We start from the raw sequence: 25,493 nt of genomic DNA, 5'->3' as shown, positions 1-25,493 counted from the left end.
GAACAAACCCGCCGTGGACTGATTCCGACAAACAGATCACCGACGATGACGAAGCTCAACGTCAACACCGCCGTCGCAACGAAGAACTCGTGGTACTCCTGAGGGAACACTGGGCAAATGTAGAGAGCAGGGGCCGAACACGTCACCGGGTTGATTGTTGAGGTTGGCGAACGACGAATCGCGCCGGTGTGGAAGTAATCTGGCGTTTCCCTATCCGCCGGATTGAGCGATGACTCGGCCCAACTCGTGCCGGGACCGAATACCCAGTTTGCGGTAGACCCGAGACAGATTGACCTCGACCGTCTTGCGGCTGATGAACAGCTTTGCCGCGATGTCGCGGTTGGTCATCCCCGAGGCCGCCAACTCGGCGACGCGCTCTTCCGACGGGGTCAACACTGTGGTTTGGCGTGGCCCGACCTTCACCCGAGCAAGCTCGGCACGGGCACGGTCAGCCCACAGCCGGGTGCCCAACCTCTCGAACACAGCCAGCGCCTCGCGTATCGTCGCTGCGGCCACTTGTTTTTCGCGATGGCGACGCTGCAGTTGACCGAGCAGCAATTGGGAACGAGCCCGCTCGAACGGAATCGGCAGCCGTTCATGCTCGCGTATCGCCTGTTGCGCGGCGTTGTGTGCGGCCTCGACGTTTCCCTGCGCGGCGAGCAGCATGGCGCGGCACCGGGCGCCGATGGCGAGCATCCACGCCCGGTCGAGGCGACGACCATTGCGTTCAAACGCGTCGATCAGCGGCTCGGCGTCGGAAAACCGCGAAAGCGCGATCATGGCTTCGACGGCATCGGGCACAAAGGCCGCGGTCACGACCTCGGTCCCATCCAATGCCGCCCGCAGCCCGGCTATCAACGGTTGCACCGCGGCCAGCGCGGCCTCATGGTCGCCGACCGACACCTCGAGAAACGCCAGGATTCCGAGCGTCCACTCCTGTAGGTTCCGTAACCCGCATCGCTCGCTGGCCGCGAGGGCCTCATGCGCGTCGCTGCGGGCGTCGAGTTCCATACCGGCATATGCGGCGCACACTGCGCGCGTTGTGAGGGCCACAAAGAGCGGGAAGTCGCCGCCGAGCTGCACCGCCCGTTGCATGGTGTCCTCGGCGACGAGGGCGGCGTCGGCGAGGTATCCGCGCCAGATATGGATCATGACGCGATGCACGGCGAGGAATATGAGATCGCTTTCCGCCCCGCGTTCGCCGCATGACCGCCACACCGACTGCATCTGCGCGTCGGCCCGGTCCAGTTGGCCGGTCCACGCCAGCAGCAAGGCGTTATGCACGCTTGGCCGCATCACGACAGGGTTGTCGGCTTGGCGGTCCTCCAACTCCAGCGCGCGGCGCATGCTCGGCACGTCAAGACCCGCGCCTGTGATGAACCGCAACATGACTCGCATGCTGAGCGCCTCGCTGAGCAGGTGAGGAAGGGCGAGCCGCTCAGCTGTCGTCACCGCGCGTTCAGCCGTTTGCATCGCGCGGTCGAGCTGGCCGGCGTTGAACAAAGCGAACGAGAGGGTCACCAAGATTTGTGTGCGCAGTGGGCGATCTTCGTCAGTTTCGCCGAGAGCGCTCCACAGCAAGTCGGTGGCCTCTACGAAGCTGTCGCCGGACAGTCGAATAACGGCGAGAAGCCAAAACGCCTGCGCTCGCAGCGACCCAGCCTCCAACTGCGCGATGGCACGTTCGAGGGCGCTTCGCGCCCGCGCGGTGTCTCCGGCGTCGAAATGGTGGCTCGCCGAGGAGATCAGGCGTCGTGGCTGGTCACCACCGAGGCCGATTGCGAGATCGAGCAGTTCGGCGGCCGCGGCGGGCGCGCCGCGAAGCCGCGCCGCTTGTGCGGCGGCATCAAAGGACTGCATCGTGCGCTCGTCGGCCCCGGTTGCGCTCTTCGCCAGGTGGCGCGCCCGAAGCTCGGGCTCCTCGACAACGGTGGCCAGCCGCCGGTGCATCCGGCGCCGCTGGGCGGGCGTTGCGTCGGTGTAGATGCCGTGAGCGAAAAGGGGGTGGCTGAAGTAAACCCGTACACCGTCGATGCCGACAATGCCTTTGGTTTCAGCAGGTTCGAGCGCCTTCAAGACGTCCTCAGCCGTAGTGTCGAGGACGTGCGCGACCATCATGACCGTCGGCGTGCTCAGGCAAGCCGACGCCAACAACGCCTCGTAACTGTCGGCGGCGAGGCCGCCGATGCGGGCGCGCACCAGTTCGGCCAGAGTGCCGGGTAACCGGTCCTCCCAACTGGTGCCCGCCTCGTCTATCGCGCGCGCCAGCTCCAGCGCATACAGCGGGTTACCGCCCGACACTTCGAAAATGCGCACGAGTGTCGGCCGAGGGTATGACCGTCCAAGCCGCTCGCACAGCATCGTCTGGACGCCAGCCAAACTCAGTGGGCGAATTCGAAGTCTGACAACGTGATCGGGCAAGCCGACCGGCAGCGACGCAGGCCCGCTTGAATCGGCGCGCAGGGTACAGCACACGCCAACGGGTGACGCGAATCGCCGTGCGGCGAAACCGATCGCAAGCGCGCTGGATGCATCAAGCCATTGCAGGTCGTCGATCGCCACAAGCACCGGCGTCTGTTCCGCAAGGAGTTCAACAACCGACAAGAACGCCGCCGCCACGACGTGCGGCTCGGTCGCCACATTGTCGGCACCAGCTCGCAGCAACACCCGATCTAGTGCTATCCGCTGCGGGTATGGCAAACCAGCTAATGCAGTTGTGTCGACCTCGCCGAGCAAATCCGCCAGCGCGGCGTACGCCATCACCGACTCTGAGGAGGCCGTGCGACAGGTCATAACCCGAAACCCGCGGTGTCGTGCCTGCGCCAACGCCGCTATCCACAGCGTGGTCTTTCCGATTCCGGCATCACCCTCCACCAGCAGCGCCGATGGCCCGGCCGCGACATGTGTGAGGAAATCGGCCACCGCTCGAGACTCCTCCGGGCGGCCGACAACGGTATTGGGCATCGTCGACCCCCTCCCGGCTGCCCCGAGGGCCGGCCTGGATTTAGAGTATCGGCCCCGCCCGCACGGGTTCCCCAGCTTGCTGTGACCTGGTTGAACACCGGTCCAACAGCGTGGTCGGAGCATGCCGTGCTGACCCGGATGGGCGGGAAGCCCGCAAAACTGTAGGGAGTGCCCTGATTACTTTCCCCGGATGCGGCCCTAGCGTCCATCGGTACGAGTCCATTTACCAGCCGGAGGCATGCGCACCATGACGCAGTTACCACCGGGCTCTACCGCGACACCGGACGTCGGGTCGGCTCCATCCGCGCATGAGCCCACGCAATCCACCACGACACGAGTTCTCGCCACAGAAAGTGAAGTTCTACTCAGCACCGCAGCGGCGATTTCAGTACCGCCGGCAACTGCCCGCGATCGCCGGCTAGGCGCAATGCTCATTGCTGCAATCGGCCACATCCACATCCGGCTGCCCGAGCCCCGACCGAGATATCCGCGGCGTGAACCGAACTATTTCGAGGCAGCGCGAATGTCCCGCGCGATGGATCGCCTATGACCGCAGATGGTGCCCAGGCGAAGAAGGCCCTAAACGACAAATGCTACGCCGGCAGCACATCTCAGGCGGCGGCGGAAAGGTGGGTGTGCGCCCCCTTCGGGGCCGGCGGTCACGCATACGGTGAAATATTGTGGTACACAGCAGGATAACGAATAGATCTGCACGTATGAGGCGAACTGATCTGCAAATGGCTGCAGGATGCCGAGGCGATCCATCAAATGAAGCAAAAAAAATGATGCAAGGCAGTGCCTTTGGCCCACGAGCCGCAAGGGGAGTAGCGTCACTGTGACGAATCCGTGGGGTAACGCGCTCTTTTGGTTGACAACGCTCGATGCAGTCTTGATGGGACGCGCACCCGTGAGCGGGACACCGTGCTCGGAAGTGATCACCAGCGGCTCGCGGGGCGGCTGGGCATCGTCGCGCAGCGCCTTCCAGTACTTCCAGTAGTCGGAATGTGGGACATGTCAGCGGTTCGGGATATCACTCGGCGTCGCCTGACGGCCCCAACTGTGCGACGACCTTCCCACGCCTGACGATTTCGATGCATTGGCCCGCAGCTGCTTGATCGATGTACATTCCCGCGCTCGAGCGCAGCTGTCCGACACCGATTCTCGGGCCGCGATGGGCAACGTCGGCGATGACGGCCCCGTGTGGCTCGCAGTGCGTGATGCGGAAAGCGTCGAGGAGCCGACGTATCACGCTCAGAGCGTCGTTCAGCGCATGCTGGTGATCGTCGGATCGCGCGATCTCGAAGGACAGTTCGGTCAAGGTGCCGCGGATTAGGGCAGCCAGCAGAACCGGCGGATGTTGGGCCAGCCCCTCGGCGGCCAGTGCGTCGATTAGGGTTTCGACAATTCCTGAGAAGTAGTCGACATCCAGTTCACGCCACCGCTGCCAGCCGATGGCGGCGGGTCCCTCCTTCAGCACGACCGCCTGATAAGCCGGGGTGGTACATGCTTGCAGGAACGCCGCGATACCGGCAGACGCCTGATTCCACGCATCATCGACGCCGTCGACCGCCTCGAGCACCTGGGTGACGACGTCCTGCTGGAGCTTTTCGAACACGGCCATGAACAGGCCGAGCTTGCTGCCGAAATGGTGCTGCAGAGCGCCGCGGGTAACGCCGGCAAGCGTACATATCTGCATGCCGCTGACCCCGGAATACGGTTGTGTAACAAAGATTTCCAGGGCCGCATTCAGAATGTCCTGCCGGGTCGCCTCGGCGTTGCGGTCACGGCGTGTCGCCGGCTGGTCGACAGATTGGGTCATGGTGTGCCTCATCACCTGAGTAGGCGTACATTCATAATGAATGCTACATTCGTCGTGAACGTACGATAAGGGTTGGGCCGAAGATGAGTCACGAAGAGCCGGCGCAGCTGGTCGCAGCGAGTGCCGAGCGCTACGGCGGTGCCTGCGACGCCGCGTGGCGCCGCATCGACTGGCCGCGCTACGGACACACGCTCATCGTGGCGGGCGCACGGCTTCGATTTGTCGACACGGGTTCCGACGGCGCCCCCGTCCTTCTGCTGCACGGGCACGGTTCGACGTGGCAGTACTGGTTGGAGACGATCGCACTGCTTTCCAACGCGGGACGCCGGGTCATCGCGGTCGATCTGCCGGGTTTCGGTGACTCCCAGGCGCATTCGTTCTCAACTGCGTCGATGCCGGGCATGGTCGACGCGCTGTGCGAGCTTCTTAACGGTCTGGGCATCACTCGATCCGATGTGGTGGGCCATTCGTTCGGCACGATCGTCGCCATCGAACTCGCCGTCGGTCATGCACACCGCATCAACACCCTTACCCTCGCCGGAGGCCCGGCGAGTTCGATCGTGTCGCTGTTTCAACGTCCTCTACACACAGCGATCCGGCAGCCGCGTCTGGCATTGACGGTGCTGGGCGACATGTGCACCGCGGGTCTGCCGATTCCGGTGTGGCTTCGACGCTTAGCCGCCCGGCGTGTATGGCTGCGTCGGCTGGCTTTTTCCTCCTACGTTGCACGTCCCGCGGACCTACCCGCCGACCTTGCCGAGAACCTGATGCTCGGCGTCGGCGCGCCCGCCTACTTTCACCTTCCCTTAAAGGCACGCGGGTTCGCACCAGTGCCTATGCATCAACTCCGGTGCCCAGTGCTGGTCGTCAACGGCGATCGCGACGCGTTCGTCCCGGTCGCCGATGTCGCAAGCTTTCTGCGCGCCGTTCCTCACGCCTGTCACCACACAATCAAGGGGGCCGGGCACCTGGTGACAGTGGAGTATCCGGCGACATTCGTTGAACTGCTGAACGAGTTCTGCTCGAGCGTCGGGGGCAACCCTCCGGCGAGTGCGGTCAACTAGGCACCTGCCGCGCCCACACGGCTAGCGTCGCAAATCACGTTTGCGACAGCTTTTCCCTTTTCGTGTATATGACATTCGTGGAATATTATTTCTCGTATTGCATACGACATAAGTGGCATTTATTCACACCAATCTCTGCGTTATTTGTTGTCAACAATTCCCACCCTGGCGTGGGCGGCCAAGCTCAACTGAACACCATGTGCTCGCCCCATCGGTGGGCTGGACCCGCCGGCACGACCTCCGTACTCATTGAGGTGGGGCGGGACTGTCTTCCACACTTCGAGGCTGGCGTAGAAAAAGGTCGATAATCAACATTATCCATCAAATCGCCGAAATCTGCTGTGGGACAATAGGTTGCAGCGACCCAGACGAGAACCGTCACTGTGACGAATGGACGAGTAGTCGAGAGATTTCGGACCTCGACGATCCGACGTTGATGGCGAAGGCGTGGGGCGAACCCGCGCCCTCTGACGTGCAGCAGTCAACGAGCCCCGGCGCGCATGAAGAGTCACTGTCTCACCACAGGTCAACACCAGAGGCGTCGGGCGGACGCGCTCACTACTCGCATGCATTCGCGGAATATCGCCCGAATCGGACAACAACCAGTGGGCACCCCCTGGTCACCGAACTGGTAACGGTGCGTGCTCAACAGGTGCGAGTTGCTGGGGCGTAGCAGTTTCTTTGTGGCGGTCCCTAGAAGCGGTAGCGTTCGAGCGTGGTGCCGAGCATGCGGGACGCGGTCGCGCTGCGTGCCACAAGGTCGACCGCTGTCGCCAACCGAACGATTCGGGAGAACTCTGCGACCTCGGGTGCTCGGGTGAGGAAGATCTCCTCGACCAGCTTGAGGCCAGGAACCCATCGTTCGGGCTGGCGGGGGTCGTTGAATCCGGGGTTGACCACCGCAGTGCTGATCGCCGAGATGCGTTTGGACCCCCAGACGGCCCAGGTGGTGTAGAGATTGAACGCAATCTCGCCGCTGGGAAAGTGATTGGTGAGCCGGTTGAGCAGCGACACGAAGTCGTCCTCGAGCAGGAAGGCGACCAGGCCATCGGCGACGATTACGGCAGGCCGGTCGGCGGGGATCTCGTTGAGCCAGTTCGGATCTGTCAGGTCGGCGCCGACGCTGTGGGCGCTGACGCGCTCGGGCAGCAACTGGTGACGGAGGTCGACGATCTGGGGGAAGTCGACGTCGTACCAGCTCACCGTGGCTGGCGGTTTGACGCGCGAGATCCGGCCGTCCAAACCCGCGCCCAGATCCAGCACGATCGCGTTCGGGTGGCGGTCGACGAACCGGCGCGCCACCTCGTCAAGTCGCTTGGCGCGCACCGCGATATCGAAGGCTTTCAACTGTGCGTTGAGGAGCTTTGTGGTCAATGGGGGGAACTTGGCGATGTCGTAGCCGGACTTGCTGAGAACCTCGTCGGCCATGGTGTCGCCGAGGAACGGGCGCGGCAGGCGGCTGTCGAGTGCCCTGCCAGCCAGTGTCAGAAATAGGCTTTCCTGTGCCGGCGTGAGCGCCGGAAGCGTGATGCTCACGTTGTCAGTCCTCCTTTGGTTGTGGACGCGCGGCGGCCCACGCGTCCTGGGCGGTCTTGGGGAGTGTGTCGTCGGTGTAGAGCCCGTGGGTGTAGAGCTCAAGGATCGGAACGGTCATGCGCTGCAGCATGCCTGGGCCGAAGTGGTCATAACCCAATGCGCGCGCCAGGGGTGGCGGCATGGTCAAAAGGCCCAGGCTGACAAGGAGATTCAGAACCGCTAATGCCCGGGGGTCCGAGGACGGCCGCATGGTGCCGTCGGCGGCGCCGGCTCGGAAGATCGCTTCGGACTCCTCGACCATCTTGTTGACGAAGGTGGCGGCCGCGGGTGCGTCGACTTGGATGGCGCGGACCATGTATTGCGCATACAGCACGTACTCGTCGGGGTTCGATAGGTAGACGCCGAGGAGGTCGTGCTGGCCTTTGGTGGCGTTGTCTGCGGCGTGTGCCCTCTCGACGAGGACGCCAAGGACGTACACGTCACAGGCGGTTCGCAAACCATCCTTATTGCCGAAGTGGTGAAAGACCAGCGCCTCACTGACCCCGGCCGTCGCGGCGATACCCCGCACGTTCGCCTGCTGGAAGCCGTCGCGGGCAAAGCAGGCGACGGCCGCGTTGCGAATCCGAGCCTTGGCGGTCAGATCGGCTGAGTCCATGATCAGTATAATAAGTCAGCACTCAGCGGCGTCGCAAGACGATTCGATGCTCAGTGGACCCGTGATGAACGCATGCGCGCGGCGCCCCTCGATCAGGGCGTCGCACGACATGGGAGTTCAGCCGCGGTGACGTGTCGGCGGGCTTGGCGGGTGGCCACCAGGATCGCCGTGGCGGCGAACAAGCCCATATCGGACCGGCGACGAGAACACGACTTCAGCGCAGAATCAGTGAGAAAATGATCGGCTGGCGCAGAAAGAGTGAGAAAGGCGACGATTGACTGAGAAAGGACAGCGACTCGCCGCGGCGAAATCGACGAATTGCCGTGCAGCACAATGTAACTCAGCTGGTAGCGGTGCGTGTTCAACAGGCCCGAGTTACTACGTCCCGCGATGGCGACATCCCACCGCTGGTCAATGACGAAGATCCCACCGGAGATCCAGGTCAATCAAGCTGGGTAGCGATATATCTCGAGTAGGTCGATGCCGAGGCTCATCGCGTTGAACACAGTCTCGTCAGCTCGAAGCAACGAAACGTCATCGCGGCGCAGAACCTGTGGAATGAAGCCTGGCAGTTCCTCAACCATGCTGGCGGCCGCCCCGAGCCTGGTTGACCATCGACTCAACGCGTTGCTCCAATAGCCCTGCGCCACAAGTTAATTCGTCACAGTGACGTATTGACGGTGACACGGGGGGAGGCAGGGTGGGTGGTCGATCGCCGCCTATGGGGCCGGCCGAGTGGGGCATGTGCATGCTTTCACCTAACACCCGAATCATTCATTAAGTGATTGAACCGTACGGCAACCTCGGTGAATGCCCAACCAGTCAGGGAGCTCGTTAGGGAGGCGAGTGCCCGCAATAGGCACCGTGACGTGCTCAGATCGGCCAATCGCCAAGGGGTGCGAGCACTTTCACTAGATGCAACTCGCACTAGCTTTATGCCGATAAGCCACATTATGTCAAGTCAACTACGCCGTTTTCATCCGACGAATCCCGCGCATACGGTGGCTCGACTCTCCCCTCAGTTCTGGCGAAGTCTCGCACTGCTCCTAACGCGCCCGCGTTCCGCAAGAGCTAGTCGCGCGGCGGCATGGGTGACCGGACACCCCAAGCAGGGCAACTCGATCGACATGATGACTAGGCTCTTTCTCGCCGGATTCGCTACCTTCGGACCGCCTCATCGAACTGCTCCTCTGCTCTTTGCTTCCGATCGCCTACTACGTTCAGTGCACATCCCGGTCCAAGTTCTGCTGGCCGGCAACACGATTCATGACTCTGATAAGGCAATCAACCGGATGCAATCGGTGGTACCGGCATGGCAGCACCATCTGTGGCCCCACGCCTCTCACTCGCTGCCTGCAGAGGCTCCTGACGAAGTGAACGCTTGCATCCGTAACTTCGTGCTCGAGCACGGCAGGGGCGCGTAACCAAGTGGGTCAATAGTCGCCGGCCACCAGGAAACCTATGCCCACCAACGCCGCAAGCCCCACGACTACGCCCCGCCACGCGCCTGACAAGCTGAGCAACCCGACGACTATCACACGAGGAATAAGACAGGATCAAATTCGGTGGGTTACCAGTAAACTCCGCATATTCGTTAACATGTTGTCCCCCACCATGTTTGGTTGTTAGATGACACTGTGATTGGGACTTGGGCAAGGTCTATGGCCTCTTCAGATCGTTGACTGCGACGGAGAGTTGAAGCTCAGCTATGCCGGCGAGCTCACTCCGAGCATTAGAAAAGGCGGGGCCATCGGTAGTCTGACCGATCAGCTTGGGGCAGGCCTCGATTCGCTCCAATCCGGCTTTGGCCCAGTACTCCCCGAGTAACTGCGCACCGGCTTGGGTTGTTTGTCCTCGACGTGATTCGGTCGGCGTGGGGTAAGCGGCAACTAGAACCGACGATCCAAACGTGAGGTCGTGCACAGCTTGCACCGCGGCCCACGCCCCAATGTCGTGTCCGCGCAATGTTGAATGCACGTAGGCCCGGTCAAGGATCACCAACCCCGACACGATGGGATAATCAACTGTTCGTTGACCGCGTCAGATACGTAGCCATGAGACAGCAGCTCCAGATACGCTGCTGTGTCTGCTGATACGCCATCCAGCGACTCCGCGGTGCTGGCGTTCAACGGAAGAGTGAATAGCTCCAGAAACCCGATCTCGAGGCTGGTCTCCTCGGCGACACCATCGGCTTCGACGTACATGGTGATGCTGCCGCGCCAGCCCGTGATGTCGAGATCGTAGCCGGCAGCAGATCCTCCGGTGAACTCCACTCTCGGGAACCCCAACGTAATGGTTTTCTGTTCTGCGATCTCACCGAGATTGGCGGCGAATAGTCGCCAAAAGGTTTCAACGCCCTCATCGAAATCGTCGTCGCCCAGCTGAGCCATGGTTTGATTCTGCACTGCAGACCGCATATCCATTGGCCATCGAGGCTGCCCGACGCTCATAGATCGAGGACGATGCGTAGTGCCGCATCAACGCGGCGCATCTCATCGAAGCTTAGGAACCCGACGCTCGTGCCGAGTCGGCCCGGGTCGACCGCGGCGGCCTGTTCGGCAAGCACGCGGGTGGTCACGCCGCCGATTTCAACTTCGGGACGAAAGCTGGCGGCACGAGCCGACGTGGATGTTGGTGCAACCAGCCAGGTCGACAGGGGCAGTTGATCTGACTGGACGACTACGGCGTAGCGGGAACCGGACTGCTCGTGACCGCGACTCCCCCGCGGGGCACGCAACTGAAAGACCTCACCACGCACGCAACGTCTCCATGTCGCGCAGCACCTGCATGGCCTCAGCGCGGTCGGACTCGTCTTCAGCAAGCCTTTCCGCCTCGGCACGAATCGCCGCGCCGGCCTTCCGTCGTGCGGCATCGATAAGAGCAGATCGAACGGCTACGGACACGGCCGTTCCATCTTTGGTCAAGACCTCCAGCGCCTTCGATGTGTCTTCGTCGGGCCTGAAGGTGATTGTGTCAGCCATAGCAACAGTGTACGACGTTTTGTAAGACAGTACCGGTTCCACATGATCACTGTTTTGGCGCAGCAGTGGCAACCCCAGCAGCGGCGTCCGCCGACGACCGGGCGTGGCCCTCCAGCAAACAGAACGCGGGCATTCTCAACGTCTCGGGCATCGCTCACAATGGCCCGCGTCGCCGCTACGAAAATTAGGGGTTCCAGCCTTCCCCAGCACGCTCGCCTCGGCGCTCGATCCAAGAAGGAATACGGCGGAATCGAATATGGCGGGTTACCAGTAGTAAGTTGGTTATTCGCATGCGATGCGAATACGTCCCCTCTCCTGCCGTGTCCGGTCTCAGTTAATTTGGTAGTTCTCGCATCAAACCTGGCGGTCGACCGAGCGCATCAGAATTCTCGGTCAACCTTGGCTGCCTCGATATACCTGGGGATTTTCGCAACACATTTGGCGGTTCCCACCTGGTAGCTGTTCGGCGATGACCGAATTCTCCGAGCGGCGATCGCGCAGAGCTTCCCCGCGTTACTCTTTGCCGATGATCGCGGGCGACAAGGCGCCTAACTTCACCCTGTTGGATCACACCGGTCGGCCTCGGACTCTGTCCGCGCTCCTTTCCGAAGGGCCGGTTGTGCTGTTCTTCTTCCCATTGGCGTCCTCACCGATCTGTACAGCTCAGGCTTGTCATTTTCGGGACCTGAGCAACGAATTCGCCAGAGTGGGCGCCCAGCGGGTCGGCATCAGCACCGACACCGTCGGCAGGCAGGCTCACTTTGCCCAACAGCGCTCGTTCGACTACCCGCTGCTCTCCGACGCGGACGGCGTGGTATCCGAGCTGTTCGGGGTGCGCCGAGGCAGGTTCGCCAAGCTGCGTAGATCCGTCGTTGCGCGTGAGAAGGCCCGGCATGCCCGGCACACTCGGCGCCGTGGCCTGCTTGCCCGGCTGCTGCCGGTCAGACGGACCACATTCGTCATCGACACCGACCGCACCGTACTCAAGGTCGTCTCCAACGAGGTGCGCGCATCGGTGCATGCCGACCAGACCTTGTGGTTCTTGGAGAACCGCAACGTGCCGCACAGTTCGCCACATCTCCGGGGGAAGCACGCCGACACGCATCGGCAGTCGGAGGGCAAGGGCGAACCGATCGGCGACTGGTTCACAGAACCGGAAACCGTGGACGAGCCGAGCTTGGTCCGGCGATACAAGCTGACGGCAGGTCGTATCGACTCCGGCGTCGAGCTGGCACTCGAGGCTCCGGTCGAAACGCTGAACGCCACAGCGAAGCCGCCGCACTGGCCGAAAAATGATGTGCGGGGCCAGATCCTGACGTGGTGCATGCACAGCACCTCGGTCGCAGAGATCGCCGCTCGACTGGCCATGCCGCTCGGTGCGACGCGGTTCCTGGTCGACGACCTGGTGACGCAGGGTTACGTGCGAGTGCACGCCAGCCCCGGTGACTCGATGACCATCGACGACCGACGTGAACTGATTAGAAGGACCCTGCGTGGCCTACGAGCACTCTGAGGGTAGGGGCCGCCGCCTCGACGAAGATCGTCATCTCCGGCGGGTTCGGGGCCGGCAAAAGGAATCACCCGACGCTACTGAGCTGCTCCGAACAGGTTCGTCACGGCCGACCTCACTGCGGAATCGGTGGGGCGGTAACCGATGCTCTTCAGCAATCAGGACTTGAAGGGTAGACAAGCTCACGGGAGTTGTTGAGGCACCTGAAGTCGGTGGCCCACAGTGCCGCGTTCTCCACGGCACCTTTGAACGCGTGGATGTCTGTGTAGTCGTAAACGATGCCCACGTCACCAAACCTGTCGGCCTGCTACCAGAGATCGCCGACGCGCCAATCGCAGGTCAACGGTGTTGATTTCGCGAAACCGGGCGGCGCTTTTGCCGGCGTCAAAAGGAAGATCCGGTCGGCAGCGTCGTAGGTATCGATTAACCCATTGGGCGTATCGGCCTGGGTAGGACCATCCCAAGGTTTCCAGCCACGACTGGCATAGAACGGCGCCGCACTCTCCACGGCATTCAGAGCACCGATGGCGTGCCGTGTGCGAATGATGGACTCGGTGTGATCCATCACGAGACATCCCAACCCGTGGCCCTGTTCGGTGCCGCGCACAGCAACCCCCTCGACGTAACCGGTATCGAAGAGTTCGCCATCGTGGCGCAGGGTGCGAGTGACCACAGAAGCGTGAGCCAACAGCACACCGTCCTCGGCGACCAACACGTGAACACCATTAACACGATGGAGCCAGTCGTGGGCACGAAAGCTGTCACCGAATGCCAATCGAACCAACGCTTCAGCGGCGTCCAAGTCGTGTTGGCTCAGTTCGTCCGCTTCCGCGATCAGTACGCCCACAGTTAGCCCAGAATGCCACGCAGGCATGGCTTCTGTGGGGATGGCGCGCGCGATCCCCACCCCCACGCCTTCTACGCAGTAACTGGACCATTCGCCGCATCGGTGGTCGAGCAGTGGGGGCGTCCGCTCAGAAATCGCTATTGAGACAGGCCAGCGAAGGGTATGCCCGCAAAGACCGGGATCCCGCAGAGGTTGTGCGTCTGCCCCGCACGAGTTCGCCGCGTCGGCGCGGCATCGGCCGGCCCCGGTTCTTCACGTCAGGACCCAACGCTCCCCTAATCACATCCGTCGAGCCAACTCTGCTACGCCTGGTCCGGATAGCTCTGGCAGCGCAACACGACGACCGCAAGCCGCAAGGAGAACCGACACCGCCGGCCCCTCGACCGCTAGCCCGTCACCAACGGTGAAGCCGGCGTCGGTTCCGATCAACCGCAAGCCAGCGAGTCGCTTTCTGCCGCCGGACAATCGGTCGCCAGCTAGGTAAGCGATAGCAGCACGAATGTGGTCCGCGGAGTAGGCGCGTCGCAGGCCAAGCGGGCGCCGAATGTCCTCACCGTGAACAACGATCTCAGTGATGCGCGTGATTGTGGGAAGCGGCGGGGACGCAGTGGATGTCACCGATGCCCGCATTGCCGCCAACAGTTCCGCGGGGTCGTGCCTGCGGCCAGCCGCCACCTGCCGTTGCACTATTCGATCAGAGCTGAAACCCGCGCGAATAAACTCTCGGGCGAAACCGCGCTTTGACAGAGCAGCTGTGGCGGCCAGATGGGCCACCACGTCGCGAACCGACCACCCATTGCACAATGAGGCGGCCTCCCACTGTGCTGGCCTGAGCCCTGCCAAGTCCTCGACGAGTGCGCTTCGCTCAACGTGCACGTCCGCCCACACATCGCGCGTCGCGGCAGCCATGAAGATCAGCAAACCACACCGCGACACGACGCGACCGCATCCGACTTCAGATTCGTCCAATCCCCCAAGGGCTGGTGCGAATGGCCACCGAACCGGCACCTCCTGCCACCGATTCCGTGAGGACTCCCCTGCGGGACGTTACGATGGGTTTGAATATGACGCATTACCATTAGAGTTCGCCGTAATCGCTATGATGTTGTGCAGCAACATGTTTCAACGGACGAGCGATATTGAGAACGACACCGCCAACGTTCGGGTTGCGGCCTCGCCGCTAGTCGGGGTGCGACGGCGAGCACATAAGTGGTCGAGTGGGTTATACGCAGCCCATCGTGGCCAACGATCGCGGCCGGGTGCTGATCGGGAAACAGGAACGTCGCGGATCGACCGGCTACCGACCGTTGCGTTTACGCGACACGCTGTTCTGATCCAGGCCGGCAGGAGGGCGCCAATGGCGGTAACTGCGCCCCGGCGCGGGGCCGGACGCCGATACCTGTTCACGTCAGTCCGCGGCCGTGTCGTCGGCCCGGCCGAGGTGGCGGGCAAAGAACCGAGCCGAGCTGTCGCGCTCGTATTCGGGCACTGGGTAGTGCCTGCCCGAGTAGGCGTGCAGTGTCTTCTCCTTCGAGGCGAAAGCGTCGAACAACGCGACCCCGGATGTGCGGTCGAATTCCTCGTCGTCCCAAGGAATCCGGTATTCGACCGGGACGGTGATCTTTCCTGCCGCCTCGATCAGATCGTCGTCTACGAAAACCCCACCGAAGCTCACGGCAGCGATCCGGGATTCGACCGCCGTCAACATCAGCCCGGTCACGACACCCAACGACACGCCGCCGTAGCCGATCGGCGTTTCGACGCCGATCTCGGGCAGCGCCTGCAGGGCGTCCAGGGTCGCCTGCCATTCGGGCACCGCACGGTCGGCCAGCGACATGCTGTAGTCGATGACGATCGGGGCGATCGGCTCGCCCGCCGCCCGGGCCTGATGGATCGCCTCTGCCCACCGTTGATCCTCAAGGTTTCGCGGCCGGTCACCATGTCCGGGCGCGTCGATGGCGGCGACCGTGAACCCATGGGTGGTCACGCTGTGAAGTGCACTGGCTACCAGCCCCGGCGCCTTCTTGTGCATACCGCCGGCGTGCCCCGCCAGCAGCAGTGGTGAGCCGACGGTTCCGGATGCGGGCGACCAGAGCACGCCGGTGATCTCATCCAGGATGAAATTACGTTCGATGACGCCGTTCGACGATGCCTCAGAGGTGAATTGCATGGTGTTGCCTTTCGGGATTGCCTTGTTCAGGCGCTCCCGGCGACACCTACGTCTATCGCTCGACCGTGAACACGAGTGGGAGCACCCACATGGTTACTGCGTTCATGGGTCTCACCTCCTCGCGAGATGTCACGGTCTCGCGCACGCTATCAACCTGCACCGAATGCCGTCCAACCCATTTTCCTGCCCACCAATCCGACCTCGGAATCTTGCCGAGATCCGCGCGAATATGGCGGGTTATCAGTGCATGGATGGACTCAGACGTGCAGGGTGGGCCGGTAGATGAGCTCTTGGATGTCGCCGTCGAGCGTGCGGCTCTCGATCAGCTCGAGGTCGAAGTCGGCCGCACCTTGGAAGATCGGGTCATCGCCGGTCTGACCGGTGGTCACGGGGAAGAGCGTCACCTGGACGCGGTCGATCAGGCCGGCGGCCATCAGCGCCCGGTTCATCGACAGGCTGCCGTGCGAGCGCAACGGCACCTCGGACTCTTCCTTGAGCCGGGCGACGACGTCGACGGCGTCACCGCTCACGACGATCGCGTCCGGCCAGTCGAGAGGCCCATGCAGAGTCGTGGAGACCACCGTAGCCGGCAGACTCCTCATCCGGGTGACCCATGGGTCACGCACCGACTCCTCGGTGCCCGAGGCCAGCAACTGCGTAAACGCCCGATATGTGTTGGCCCCGAAGACCATCCGCTGCTCCTCGCTGTACAAGGCGAGGCGGTGTCCGAGCAGTTCGGGGCCTTGCTTGCCCCAGTAGCCGCCCCAGTCACCGCTGCTGACGCCACCGTAGCCGTCAAGGCTGGAAAAGACGTCGAAGGTGTAAGTGGCAGTCACAATGCTCTCCTCGGGTGCCGTTGATTGAGTGTGTGTGGATACAGACGAGGCACCACGCCGAAACTCATCGCCGTTCGACTCCTGCAGTCCGGTCGCCCCGCATGCGGCCCAAGACTCGACCATGGCCAAGGCGCGGTCGGCAAGACGGGCGACATGGCTCGTCGGTGCCACTCGCCATTTTCGTCAGATGAATCACGGCCCCGCATGAGCTTTCGCTGCGAGTCAACTCGCAGCTTGTCGGGTTGCTCGCTCCCCGCCCTTCTTCAGTTAACGTAACGACCGTGACCCCCTCTCCTGTGCCTTCTTTCGTCGCGCTCGTGGCCTGTGCTGCGTCAATCGTTGTGACGCTCGCCGCGTGCGGCTCCGACACGAAACCTCCGGCGGCAAGCTCATCCTCCGTCTCCGACGTCTTCACACCGCCCTCGATTGCGGAAACGGCAACCGAAGCCAGCACGTGCCCGACGGCAGCGCCGGCGAGCAGCGGCACACCCGAATGGACGCTGTCCGGGACCACCGGCAGCGTCGCGGTCACCGGATCCACGGATGCGGCGGCGCCGCTCGTAAAGGTGGACGGACCGTTCAGCGTGACCGAAACCCAGGTCCACACGCTGAAGGCCGGTGACGGGCCGGTTGTCGCAAACACTGCAAAAGTGTCGGTCTGCTACATGGGCGTCAATGGACGTGACGGGTCCGTGTTCGACAGCAGCTACGAACGTGGCGAACCGGCCGAATTTCCTCTCGGCGGAGTCGTGCCGGGCTTCCAGAAGGCCATCGCGGGACAGAAGGTCGGGTCCACGGTCGCTGTCGCAATGACCTCTGCCGACGGCTACCCCGACGGTCAGCCCAGCGCTGGAATTCAGAAGGGTGACACGCTCATCTTCGCGATCAAGATCCTCGACGCCTCGAGTTGAGCTGCGACGATCTGAGCCGCGCACGCTGATTCGGCACCCGCCTCCGTGGCAGCAAGCTACGGCCAGTTGGCGGCTGCGACGGTAGATGCGGGGCGTCAACCACGAGCGCGATCGATGGACCTCCTGATCGCAGCCACCGCGCACGCACACTCAGCGCGGCTCTACACCCGCAACGCCGACGACTTCCACGGCTTCGACGACCTGATCGACGTCGTCCCGGTCTGATTGGCGAGATGTTCAGTCGCGCATGGTCATTACATGGCGGGAGGCTTCGTCGTACCCGGAAACGCCGGCGAGTTCCACCCATCTGTCTACCGCGTGCGCAAGGTTCTCTTCCCGTCGCGCCCCGCTCCATTCGAGTCCACTGACGCATAGGGTCGCCATCGTCCGAGCGGCTTGCTGGAGGTCTTCGAAGATGTCGAGCAGCGAGTCGATGATGACCGGCTCCATGACGTTCAGCTCCAACTCTCCGGCAGCAACAGCGCAGCTGATGGTGTAGGCAGCTCCACGTACGCGGTAGCTCAGCTGCATGGCGAACTCGGGCACGACGGGATTGACCTTGGCGGGCATGATCGACGACCCCGCCTGAAGCCTGGGGATGGTTACCTCCGCCAAGCCTCCGTGTGGGCCAGAGGACCGCAATCGCAGGTCGGCGGCGATCCTGGCGACTGTGATGGCGGACCGGCTCGCCGCGTCGGCCACAGCGGCGTAGGGATCGAGATGGGCCAGGGCATCGAAGAAGTCTTCTGAGAGCGTCACATTTTGGTCGATTAGGCGCGTCAGTTCATCGAAGCATGTCGCCGCGAATCCATCCGGAGACCCGATGGAGGTGCCGAGGACGGTCGCTCCGAGCGGTAGTGCACTCAGGTTGCCAACGGCCTCCCCCAGTTGATCGGCACCGCGACGGACAGCACGCGCTTGCCCCCGCAGTGTCTGCCCCGCGCGGACGCTGACGGCGTCTTGTAGGCATGTCCGCCCTAGGTACCGGGTCTCGGCGTACTCGGCGGCCTTCCCCTCGAGGGTCTCGGCCAGCTCGTCAAGCGCACTCAGCGGGCCTTCGGCCAATTCCATGATCGTCAGCGCCATTGCCGTGGGGAATGTGTCATTTGTCGATTGCGAAGCGTTGACGTGGTCGTTCGGGTGAACCGGAATGCCGGCCAACTGCGTGGCGCGCGCGGCGATGACCTCGTTGATGTTCATGTTGGTGGTGGTGCCACCTCCCCCCAGCACCAAAGCGGTGGGGAATTGTCCTGCATGGGAGCCGGCAGCGATCTCGTCGCAGGCGTCGATGATTGCCTGGGCGCGAGACGAATCGAGGACGCCGAGTGCCCGGTTCGCCGCGGCCGCCGCCTTCTTCACGAGCGCGTAGTTGCGGATGAAGGCGGGGATGTCGCCAACGCGGCGACCACGTGGGTGGAAGTTCTGCAGCGACAACCGGGTCTGCGTTCCATACAGCGGTTCTGGCGTCTGCTTGGCCGAAGGATCTTTCGACACGTGACGGGTTCCCTTCGAGGTGGACATCGGTGAGGCCAGGCTAGGTCAGGGCCTCGCCGCCGAGGCATTCTGTTGCTGTGAGAGCAACAAATGTGCACGGCTCTGCCACGCCGGACTGAAATAGGGAAGGGAGTGTTGTTATGACGGCACACAATCGCGAAAGGTCGCAGGAATCCATGGCAACGTCGACCGCGCAGAAGGTCGCGCAGCTGTTACTCGCGTTCGAGGTCGACAGCGCCGGTGGGAGCATTGATCGCTCGGTGAGCGACCTCGCCCGAATTGTCGGCCGGGAGCGAAGCCAGGTTTCCCGGATGTTGCAGTCGTTGCGGCAAGCCCATGTCGTCGAACAAGATCCCGAGACTCGCCGCTACCGGCTCGGTTGGAGAGTGCGCGTGATGGCCGCCGGAGCCGGCGACCAAATGCTTCTCCGGGCAGCTCGTCCCATGCTGCAGACCCTGGTCGCCCGCACCGGCGAAGTAGCACTGCTATCGGTGCAAGAGGCCAACAGGTCGCTGACGGTCATGCGAGAGGAGTCGCAGAACTCACTGCAAGGCGGTGGATGGGTCGGCCGTCGCTCACCCATGCACTACACAGCTTCGGGTCGTGCCCTGATGTTCGACGCCGACGACGAGCTCGTCGAGGCACTGACCGCCGAAGACTTCGGCCCGCATACCCGATCTGCACGCAACGCGCCGCGGAATCTCGAGGAACTGCTCGAGCGGCTTCACGCCGAGCGTCGGCAAGGGTACGCGGTGGCCTCGGAGGAAATCGAAGTCGGACTGACGTCGCTTGGCACCCCCGTACGCAACACACAGGGGCACATCGTCGCCGTCGTGAACGTCTCCGGCCCCACCCCGCGGATGATCGACCACGTGGGCAACACCGCCCGGCTGCTCATCGCCGCGAGCGCGACGATCACCCGGGCCCTTGGCAAGCGACAGGGCTAGGCCATGGGTTGCGACAGGACCGTTGGAGTCGTGACGCTGGGCGGCACCATCGCCTGCGTATCCGATCCGCAGGGCGGAGTCACGCCATCGACTGATCCCGAGTTCATGGCGAGCGTGCTCGGCGAGGCCATTCGATCCGGGACAGATCTGCCTGAGACTCGCCTCCTGGCGGGGCCCTCGGTGGCTTCAGCCGCATTGGATGCAATGGACTTGTCCGCATTGATCGGACGGTTCGAGGGACTGGTCGACGAAGGAGCCTGCGGACTGGTTGTGACCACCGGCACCGATGCCCTCGAAGAGATTGGCTTCCTCCTCGACCTTCTTTGGTGCCGGGAAGAGCCGGTCGTCGTCCTCGGTGCCATGCGCCATGGAGGCCTGCCCGGTGCTGACGGATCTGCGAACCTCCAGGACGGGTTGCGCGTCGCAGCCCATGACGGCGTTCGCGGACTGGGATGTCTGGTGGTTATGAACGGCGAGATTCACCAGGCGTGGCAGGTGCGCAAGAGCCACACCGGCTTGTTGTCGGCATTCGAGTCCACGGTAGGAGGTCCAGCAGGATCGGTGCAGGAGGAGACGGTTCGCATGACATCGGTTTCGGTGATCGACCGACCGACGTTCAAACTTGGCCCCGCCGCCTCAATCCCCGCTGTCGCTCTTGTGAAGGCTTCGCTGGCTGACGACGGCCGCTCGCTGGCAGTCATCGATGAGCTGGGCTATCGCGGGCTCGTCGTGGAAACCATGGGCGGAGGCTCGATACCCCCCGACTGGGCACCGGGACTCGAACGACTCACCGCCACGATGCCGGTTGTCTATACCTCCCGCACGCTAGCTGGACCCACGTTGCGGTCCACCTACGGCGGAACTGGCGCTGAACTCCATCTGCGCCGCATGGGGTTAACTCCGGCAGGGCTGCTCGACGGCCTGAAGGCGCGCCTGCTCCTCGGACTGCTCCTGGCCAGCGACGCGGACGCGGCCGCGATGCAGACGATCTGGGACATGTTCGACGTCCCTACCAGCAGCGGACAGCGTCCGAAGTTCGTTGCGCAGCGCGTCGCCTAGGGTCGCTGAAACCGGACCGCAGGGACGGCGCGCCTTCGCCGGGGGTTGTTGTGGTTGCAACGGGACATTCCCGGGCCATCGTGACACTGGTGGCCAGAGCTTGCGGCGCTCGGGCGTCTACAGCCCGCCAACTACGTCAGCCTGCCGCGTCCGGACGTGCCGTTGGGATGCCGCTGAGGCACCGCCTCACCGCTGCTTTCCGAAACTGTTGCTGCTACAGCAACAAGTGTGTGCGTGCCTCACCCGCCGCCTTACCTTGGTGCCCACGACAGGTGACGCGCAGCACATATGCGGTGAGGAACACAAATGACCGGCGACCGACTCCAACGCACAGCGAATGGCCAGAGACCCGAGCGAGAACCGATGATCGAGCTCCGGGGCGTTCGAAAGCAGTTCGGCGATCACGTCGTTCTGCGCGAGGTTGATCTGGTGGTCAACCGCGGAGACGTTGTCGCCGTCATCGGCCCATCAGGCGGAGGCAAGAGCACTCTGTTGCGATGCGTCAACCTGATGGAGCAGCCCACGGCCGGCCAGGTGCTGATCGAGGGCGTCGATATCACCGCGCGCTCCACGGACTTAAATGCCGTCCGCCGCCGCGTTGGAATGGTCTTTCAACAGTTCAACCTCTTTCCACACCTCAACGTGATGGACAACCTCACCTTGGCATCGCGCAAGTTGTTGAAGAAGCCACGACGGGCGGCAGAGGAACAGGCCCAGGCGCTACTGACTCGCGTCGGACTCACCGGCAAGGAACGGAGCATGCCCCACGAGTTGTCCGGAGGTCAGCAGCAGCGCGTGGCGATCGCCCGATCGCTGATGATGGAACCCCACGTCATGCTGTTCGACGAAGTGACCTCAGCGCTCGACCCCGAACTGGTCGGAGAAGTTCTCGATGTCATGCGCGAGCTCGCCGGCAGCGGGATGACCATGCTTGCCGTCACACATGAAATGGGATTCGCGCGCGAGGTCGGCAATCGCGTGATCTTCATCGATGGTGGCGAAATCGTCGAGGATGGCGACCCTCAGGTAGTGCTGACCAACCCCACCAGTGAACGCGCCCAGCGCTTTTTACGAAAAGTTTTGGCATGACGAACCCAGTCCCTCACCGTCACAAAACAAGGAAGGCCGACCTGTGAGAATCATCCACGCCGTAATCGGTTGTATGGCACTGACACTGGCGCTTGCACTCAGTGGTTGTAGCGCGTCGAACGAGTCCTCGACGTCCAAGCCCACCACCGCGGTCGACGTCGGCGTCCCGACGCCCACGCAGTGGAAGGACCAGGGACTGATCCGGGTCGGAATCGCCTGCGACTATCCACCGTTCGGCTACACCGACATACAGGGACAGAATGCTGGCTATGACGCCGAGGTCGCGCGCAGTCTGGCCGCCTACGCGTTCGGCGACGGCACCAAGGTCTCGTTCACCTGCGTGACACCCCAGAACCGCATTCCCTATCTCGAAACCAACAAGATAGATCTCATCATCTCCACCCTTGGTTACACCAAAGAGCGAGACGAGACCATCGACTACTCGACGCCGTACTTCACCAGCGGCGCGAAGCTACTGGTGCCAGCCGATTCCCAAATCAAAGGCTGGAACGATATCCACGGAAAACCGGTTACCACCAAGACCGGTACGACCTCCAGCACCTACCTGACAAACTGCTACCCCGATTCCGAGCAGCTGCTACTCGATTCCACCAGCGATGCGGTGAAGGCGCTGAAGGCTGGACGTGCCGTGGCATTCGCCGAAGACAGCACGCTGCTGCTCGGGCTGACCCTGAACGACGACAGCCTCAAGGTCGTTGGCGAGGACAAGGCCCAAACACCGTGGGGCATCGGCATCCGGCAAGGGGACCAAGCATCCAAAAAGTGGGTGGATGCCGCGCTCGCTGACATGCAGCGCAAGGACACCCTCTGGGACATCTTCGGCAACGCAGTCAAGGACCAGCAGGCGGTCCAGGCGTTCGCCGAGAACATGCCTCGCCCCGACCACAACGTCGCATACACCGACAAGGACACACTCGCGGATTGCAGCTGATGACAACTCTTTTCGCGGCCACTGACTTCGTCGCAGTAAAGTACGCCGACGTCTTGTGGGCGGGGTTATTGATGACCCTTGAAATCAGCGCGATCGGCATCATCGGGTCCGTGGTCGTCGGCTTGGCGGGCGCCGCAGCGGGAGAGCTGCGTGTGCCCGTCATCCGGCAAGCCGTGCGCATCTATGTCGAAGTCATCCGCAACACCCCCCTGCTGGTCCAGGTCTTCTTTCTCTTCTTCGTCGCACCAACACTCGGCGTGACCCTCAGCGCGTTCGCTGTCGGCTGCATCGCCCTCGTCGTCTGGGGCGGTGCCTACAACGTCGAGAACTTCAGAGCTGGACTGGCCGCGGTCGGCGTGCGCTATCTGGAAGGAGCGCGCGCGCTTGGGTTCTCCAAACGGCGGGCGTTCCTTCACATCACCGTCCCCATCGGGATTCGGCTATCCCTTCCCGGACTTACGAATACGTTGATCTCGGTACTGAAGAACTCGGCGCTCATGCTGGGCATCGGACTGGCCGAGCTGACTTTCGTGGTGCAACGGCTGTCCGCCGAGACCTTCCGGACGGTGGAACTGTTCATCGTGCTGGGCGTGGTGTACCTCGTGCTTGTGCTGATCCTCAGTTCGTTCATGCATCTACTCAGCCGCCGCTACGCATTGGGAGCCGGAGTCTGATGGACGACCTGACCTGGATCAAACCAACACTTGACCTCGGTGCCGAAGGCGCTCTGTGGACGGTGATCATCGGTGCCGTGTCCGTGGCGGTTTCAGTCATCCTCGGCGTCGCGTTTGGCGTGCTGCTGTGCCTACCCAAGGGGCGCTGGACGGACCTGGTGAGGTGGGGGCTGATCGCCTACCTGCAGCTGTTCCGCGGCCTGCCGGTATTGGTCACCCTGTTCATCGTTTTCTTCGTTTCGCCGTCCCTGGGACTGGAATTGGGGTCAATCCCGGCCGCGATCGTCGGGCTCTCATTGTGGGGCAGCGCGAACGTGATGGAGGTTGTGCGCGGCGCTGTTCGATCAATTCCCAGGGCGCAGTTCGAAGCCGCATCTGCACTCGGCTTTGGGTGGACGTCAATCATGCGGCTGGTTGTCCTGCCACAGGCAATGCGACGAATGCTTCCTCCGATCGTCAACCTGACAGTCGACCTGATCCAGGCAACCACACTGGCCTCCCTGATCGGCGTCCTCGAGATCCTTCAAAGGGCACGCCAGGCGGTTGAGTACTACCAGCTCTCGTCCGGTGACGGGCATGCCACACCAGTCTTCGCCGCCGTGCTGCTGTTCTTCTTCCTCGTGTGCTACCCGCTTACCCTGTTGGCGAGTCGAATGGAGCGCCGCAAATCGATTCGGCCACGGTCACCGTCCCGCCAATCCTCAACGCCCGTACGGGAACTCCAAGGTAAGCCTGTCGAGCAAGCCTGAGATGCGCCGGACAACAGCTGTTGTCGACAGACATGAGCCTGTCACGATCGACATGACTGATCCAGACGCGCAGGCACGTATGTGCCGATGTTCGTGCGTACGCCGCCGACACCGGCATTGCCCATCCCTATCGAACAGCGCCAATGTGGTTGCTGGCTCAGCTGATGGACTCCCTGAACTCCACACCTTCCTGTGCCGCCTGCATCCAGTCAGGGACGTCCACGACCGGGTAAAGGTGGAATTCGTTGAGAGGACCGAATTTAGCGCTGCCCTCTAGGAGGTCCGCCGGATTGTCAGTCTCCACAACAGCGAACCCTCCAATCCCGTCAACTCGGCCGACGAATTGGTGGAACGTGGTGCTGGTTGGCTGCTGCCACTTTGAAAACAGTTCCAATCCGCGCCGCGTGGCCGCTTCATTCTCTTCAGCGGAGCCGTTTAGCCGGGGAGTCCAAGTCATGACGTACTTCATTTGTACCTCCTAGGTTGTGAGCCGTATGTCCGAGCGCGCCGTCCCGTCCCCGCCGCGCTTTTTCACTTCGAAACAATCGACCGAGAGCCATTCATTGCAAGCCGACCTGCATGTCATGACAACGTTGGCTCTAGCGTTGGTTGCCTTCTCACACAGGCGGTGTCCGCCGTCATAGGTGATCCATCGCGCGAGACATGCGTGCCGTCTCGAAATAATTTGCTTCACGATGCACATAGTGCGGTCGCGGCTCAGGCAGCGTGAGAATGCGGCCGATTGCTGCGGTCAGTGTTGCGCCTGGCCACCACCGGTGGCCAGTCGTTGCTAACGGTACCGATATCGCCGCTGCGGTACTGAGTGAAAGTTCCTGTTCTGTAACAAGAATCGGTATCCGGCTGCGTTGAGTGGAGCCCACCGCTGACACAGCGGACTCGGCGTCCGATGTCACGGTAGATCCCGGTAATAGTTGCCTCATTTGCAGATACCTCCTCCGAAGGTCGGTGGCTCCTACCGGAGTCAAAGATTGGATGTCGGTTCAAAACGGCGGTCCTCGAACTGTCGCTTGCGTTTTGGCGGTTGGCACGACGACCACCTCAATGAGCACTTATGAGAGAAGCACCATGAGATGCCCAATACCTCATCTGAATAGATGAGATCCAGTTAGTCTTCACAGGCGACGCGAGCGAGGAACCCATGCGGATACGAGCCAGCGAATCAAGGACCGGGCGATGGTCACGCTCGAGGAATTCTCGCGGCTAGTAGCTGGTGTC

General features: G+C 62.6%; 22 protein-coding genes and 1 pseudogene. 10 read left to right on the top strand and 13 right to left on the bottom strand.

Features of this window, described 5'->3' with window-relative positions; translation table 11 throughout:
• Nucleotides 1-210 precede the first annotated feature (210 nt).
• Nucleotides 211-2,964 (bottom strand): helix-turn-helix transcriptional regulator, encoded by a 2,754-nt coding sequence (locus VJV41_RS09600; protein ID WP_325333069.1) that lies wholly within the window; start codon nt 2,962-2,964, stop codon nt 211-213.
• Nucleotides 2,965-3,994: 1,030 nt separating this feature from the next.
• Nucleotides 3,995-4,783, bottom strand: a complete 789-nt coding sequence (locus tag VJV41_RS09595; protein WP_325333068.1) for a TetR/AcrR family transcriptional regulator — start codon at nt 4,781-4,783, stop codon at nt 3,995-3,997.
• Between the two features lie 83 nt (nt 4,784-4,866).
• Here VJV41_RS09595 and VJV41_RS09590 point away from each other — a divergent pair, with 83 nt between their 5' ends.
• Nucleotides 4,867-5,847, top strand: coding sequence for an alpha/beta hydrolase (locus tag VJV41_RS09590; protein WP_325333067.1), 981 nt, complete (start codon nt 4,867-4,869; stop codon nt 5,845-5,847).
• Nucleotides 5,848-6,540: 693 nt separating this feature from the next.
• On the opposite strand, the gene VJV41_RS09585 is transcribed toward VJV41_RS09590, so the two are convergent.
• The 5 genes from VJV41_RS09585 to VJV41_RS09565 all read right to left on the bottom strand — a co-directional run bounded on the left by VJV41_RS09585 (nt 6,541) and on the right by VJV41_RS09565 (nt 11,019).
• Complete coding sequence (locus VJV41_RS09585) at nt 6,541-7,383, bottom strand: class I SAM-dependent methyltransferase (protein WP_325333066.1); 843 nt, start codon at nt 7,381-7,383, stop codon at nt 6,541-6,543.
• 4 nt (nt 7,384-7,387) lie between these two features.
• Nucleotides 7,388-8,038 carry a TetR family transcriptional regulator gene (locus VJV41_RS09580; protein ID WP_325333065.1) on the bottom strand — a complete coding sequence of 217 codons (651 nt, stop codon included), beginning with the start codon at nt 8,036-8,038 and terminating at the stop codon, nt 7,388-7,390.
• 1,994 nt (nt 8,039-10,032) lie between these two features.
• The gene (locus VJV41_RS09575; RefSeq protein ID WP_325333064.1) at nt 10,033-10,428 is read right to left on the bottom strand and encodes a hypothetical protein; all 396 of its coding nucleotides are present in this window, start codon (nt 10,426-10,428) and stop codon (nt 10,033-10,035) included.
• Nucleotides 10,429-10,484: 56 nt separating this feature from the next.
• The gene (locus tag VJV41_RS09570) at nt 10,485-10,796 is read right to left on the bottom strand and encodes a type II toxin-antitoxin system PemK/MazF family toxin (protein ID WP_325333063.1); all 312 of its coding nucleotides are present in this window, start codon (nt 10,794-10,796) and stop codon (nt 10,485-10,487) included.
• The gene (locus VJV41_RS09565; RefSeq protein WP_019971094.1) at nt 10,786-11,019 is read right to left on the bottom strand and encodes a hypothetical protein; all 234 of its coding nucleotides are present in this window, start codon (nt 11,017-11,019) and stop codon (nt 10,786-10,788) included. Before VJV41_RS09565 ends, VJV41_RS09570 begins: the two co-directional genes overlap by 11 nt.
• A 526-nt stretch (nt 11,020-11,545) precedes the next feature.
• Between VJV41_RS09565 and VJV41_RS09560 the strand changes: the two are divergent.
• Nucleotides 11,546-12,073 (top strand): annotated as a pseudogene (locus tag VJV41_RS09560) (peroxiredoxin); the annotation flags it as partial.
• A 3-nt stretch (nt 12,074-12,076) separates the two neighbouring features.
• Complete coding sequence (locus tag VJV41_RS09555; protein ID WP_325333241.1) at nt 12,077-12,532, top strand: DUF742 domain-containing protein; 456 nt, start codon at nt 12,077-12,079, stop codon at nt 12,530-12,532.
• Nucleotides 12,533-12,836: 304 nt separating this feature from the next.
• Here the strand turns inward: VJV41_RS09555 and VJV41_RS09550 are convergent, their stop codons facing one another.
• The 4 genes from VJV41_RS09550 to VJV41_RS09535 all read right to left on the bottom strand — a co-directional run bounded on the left by VJV41_RS09550 (nt 12,837) and on the right by VJV41_RS09535 (nt 16,382).
• Complete coding sequence (locus tag VJV41_RS09550; RefSeq protein ID WP_325333062.1) at nt 12,837-13,376, bottom strand: GNAT family N-acetyltransferase; 540 nt, start codon at nt 13,374-13,376, stop codon at nt 12,837-12,839.
• A 279-nt stretch (nt 13,377-13,655) separates the two neighbouring features.
• Nucleotides 13,656-14,285 (bottom strand): maleylpyruvate isomerase family mycothiol-dependent enzyme, encoded by a 630-nt coding sequence (locus VJV41_RS09545; RefSeq protein WP_325333061.1) that lies wholly within the window; start codon nt 14,283-14,285, stop codon nt 13,656-13,658.
• Between the two features lie 499 nt (nt 14,286-14,784).
• A complete protein-coding gene (locus VJV41_RS09540) occupies nt 14,785-15,546 on the bottom strand; it encodes an alpha/beta hydrolase (protein WP_325333060.1) in 762 nt (253 codons plus the stop codon).
• Between the two features lie 257 nt (nt 15,547-15,803).
• Nucleotides 15,804-16,382 (bottom strand): dihydrofolate reductase family protein, encoded by a 579-nt coding sequence (locus VJV41_RS09535; protein ID WP_325333059.1) that lies wholly within the window; start codon nt 16,380-16,382, stop codon nt 15,804-15,806.
• 281 nt (nt 16,383-16,663) lie between these two features.
• On the opposite strand from VJV41_RS09535, the gene VJV41_RS09530 reads away from it, so the two are divergent.
• Complete coding sequence (locus VJV41_RS09530; RefSeq protein ID WP_325333058.1) at nt 16,664-17,293, top strand: FKBP-type peptidyl-prolyl cis-trans isomerase; 630 nt, start codon at nt 16,664-16,666, stop codon at nt 17,291-17,293.
• Nucleotides 17,294-17,530: 237 nt separating this feature from the next.
• Here VJV41_RS09530 and VJV41_RS09525 read toward each other — a convergent pair whose 3' ends face one another.
• The gene (locus VJV41_RS09525; RefSeq protein WP_325333057.1) at nt 17,531-18,787 is read right to left on the bottom strand and encodes a lyase family protein; all 1,257 of its coding nucleotides are present in this window, start codon (nt 18,785-18,787) and stop codon (nt 17,531-17,533) included.
• 176 nt (nt 18,788-18,963) lie between these two features.
• Between VJV41_RS09525 and VJV41_RS09520 the strand changes: the two genes are divergently transcribed.
• The 6 genes from VJV41_RS09520 to VJV41_RS09495 all read left to right on the top strand — a co-directional run bounded on the left by VJV41_RS09520 (nt 18,964) and on the right by VJV41_RS09495 (nt 24,257).
• Nucleotides 18,964-19,734 carry an IclR family transcriptional regulator gene (locus tag VJV41_RS09520; protein ID WP_325333056.1) on the top strand — a complete coding sequence of 257 codons (771 nt, stop codon included), beginning with the start codon at nt 18,964-18,966 and terminating at the stop codon, nt 19,732-19,734.
• A 30-nt stretch (nt 19,735-19,764) separates the two neighbouring features.
• The gene (locus VJV41_RS09515; RefSeq protein WP_325333055.1) at nt 19,765-20,793 is read left to right on the top strand and encodes an asparaginase domain-containing protein; all 1,029 of its coding nucleotides are present in this window, start codon (nt 19,765-19,767) and stop codon (nt 20,791-20,793) included.
• A 363-nt stretch (nt 20,794-21,156) separates the two neighbouring features.
• Nucleotides 21,157-21,882: an amino acid ABC transporter ATP-binding protein gene (locus tag VJV41_RS09510; protein ID WP_349254683.1), complete on the top strand. Its 726-nt coding sequence runs from the start codon at nt 21,157-21,159 to the stop codon at nt 21,880-21,882.
• Between the two features lie 73 nt (nt 21,883-21,955).
• A complete protein-coding gene (locus tag VJV41_RS09505; protein ID WP_325333053.1) occupies nt 21,956-22,834 on the top strand; it encodes a transporter substrate-binding domain-containing protein in 879 nt (292 codons plus the stop codon).
• Nucleotides 22,834-23,508, top strand: a complete 675-nt coding sequence (locus VJV41_RS09500; RefSeq protein ID WP_325333052.1) for an amino acid ABC transporter permease — start codon at nt 22,834-22,836, stop codon at nt 23,506-23,508. Before VJV41_RS09505 ends, VJV41_RS09500 begins: the two co-directional genes overlap by 1 nt.
• Complete coding sequence (locus VJV41_RS09495; protein WP_325333051.1) at nt 23,508-24,257, top strand: amino acid ABC transporter permease; 750 nt, start codon at nt 23,508-23,510, stop codon at nt 24,255-24,257. The genes VJV41_RS09500 and VJV41_RS09495 overlap by 1 nt, the downstream gene beginning before the upstream one ends.
• 157 nt (nt 24,258-24,414) lie before the next feature.
• Here VJV41_RS09495 and VJV41_RS09490 read toward each other — a convergent pair whose 3' ends face one another.
• Entirely contained in the window at nt 24,415-24,726 is a 312-nt protein-coding gene (locus VJV41_RS09490; protein ID WP_325333050.1) for a DUF3303 domain-containing protein, read from the bottom strand.
• Between the last annotated feature and the right edge of the window lie 767 nt (nt 24,727-25,493).

The sequence above is a fragment of the Mycobacterium sp. genome, assembly GCF_035274705.1.
Taxonomy (GTDB): Bacteria; Actinomycetota; Actinomycetes; order Mycobacteriales; family Mycobacteriaceae; genus Mycobacterium.
The sequence above is the reverse complement of the archived record's forward strand: the minus strand, read 5'-3'. Positions and strand labels throughout refer to the sequence as shown.

Excerpts from the sequence above, each read along its gene's own strand:
- VJV41_RS09490 (WP_325333050.1), bottom strand. The coding sequence starts at position 24,726 with ATGAAGTACGTCATGACTTGGACTCCCCGGCTAAACGGCTCCGCTGAA.
- VJV41_RS09495 (WP_325333051.1), top strand. The coding sequence starts at position 23,508 with ATGGACGACCTGACCTGGATCAAACCAACACTTGACCTCGGTGCCGAA.
- VJV41_RS09540 (WP_325333060.1), bottom strand. The coding sequence starts at position 15,546 with ATGCAATTCACCTCTGAGGCATCGTCGAACGGCGTCATCGAACGTAAT.
- VJV41_RS09580 (WP_325333065.1), bottom strand. The coding sequence starts at position 8,038 with ATGGACTCAGCCGATCTGACCGCCAAGGCTCGGATTCGCAACGCGGCC.
- VJV41_RS09545 (WP_325333061.1), bottom strand. The coding sequence starts at position 14,285 with ATGGCTGCCGCGACGCGCGATGTGTGGGCGGACGTGCACGTTGAGCGA.
- VJV41_RS09520 (WP_325333056.1), top strand. The coding sequence starts at position 18,964 with ATGGCAACGTCGACCGCGCAGAAGGTCGCGCAGCTGTTACTCGCGTTC.
- VJV41_RS09500 (WP_325333052.1), top strand. The coding sequence starts at position 22,834 with ATGACAACTCTTTTCGCGGCCACTGACTTCGTCGCAGTAAAGTACGCC.
- VJV41_RS09600 (WP_325333069.1), bottom strand. The coding sequence starts at position 2,964 with ATGCCCAATACCGTTGTCGGCCGCCCGGAGGAGTCTCGAGCGGTGGCC.
- VJV41_RS09505 (WP_325333053.1), top strand. The coding sequence starts at position 21,956 with ATGGCACTGACACTGGCGCTTGCACTCAGTGGTTGTAGCGCGTCGAAC.
- VJV41_RS09575 (WP_325333064.1), bottom strand. The coding sequence starts at position 10,428 with ATGGCTCAGCTGGGCGACGACGATTTCGATGAGGGCGTTGAAACCTTT.
- VJV41_RS09510 (WP_349254683.1), top strand. The coding sequence starts at position 21,157 with ATGATCGAGCTCCGGGGCGTTCGAAAGCAGTTCGGCGATCACGTCGTT.
- VJV41_RS09590 (WP_325333067.1), top strand. The coding sequence starts at position 4,867 with ATGAGTCACGAAGAGCCGGCGCAGCTGGTCGCAGCGAGTGCCGAGCGC.
- VJV41_RS09595 (WP_325333068.1), bottom strand. The coding sequence starts at position 4,783 with ATGACCCAATCTGTCGACCAGCCGGCGACACGCCGTGACCGCAACGCC.
- VJV41_RS09565 (WP_019971094.1), bottom strand. The coding sequence starts at position 11,019 with ATGGCTGACACAATCACCTTCAGGCCCGACGAAGACACATCGAAGGCG.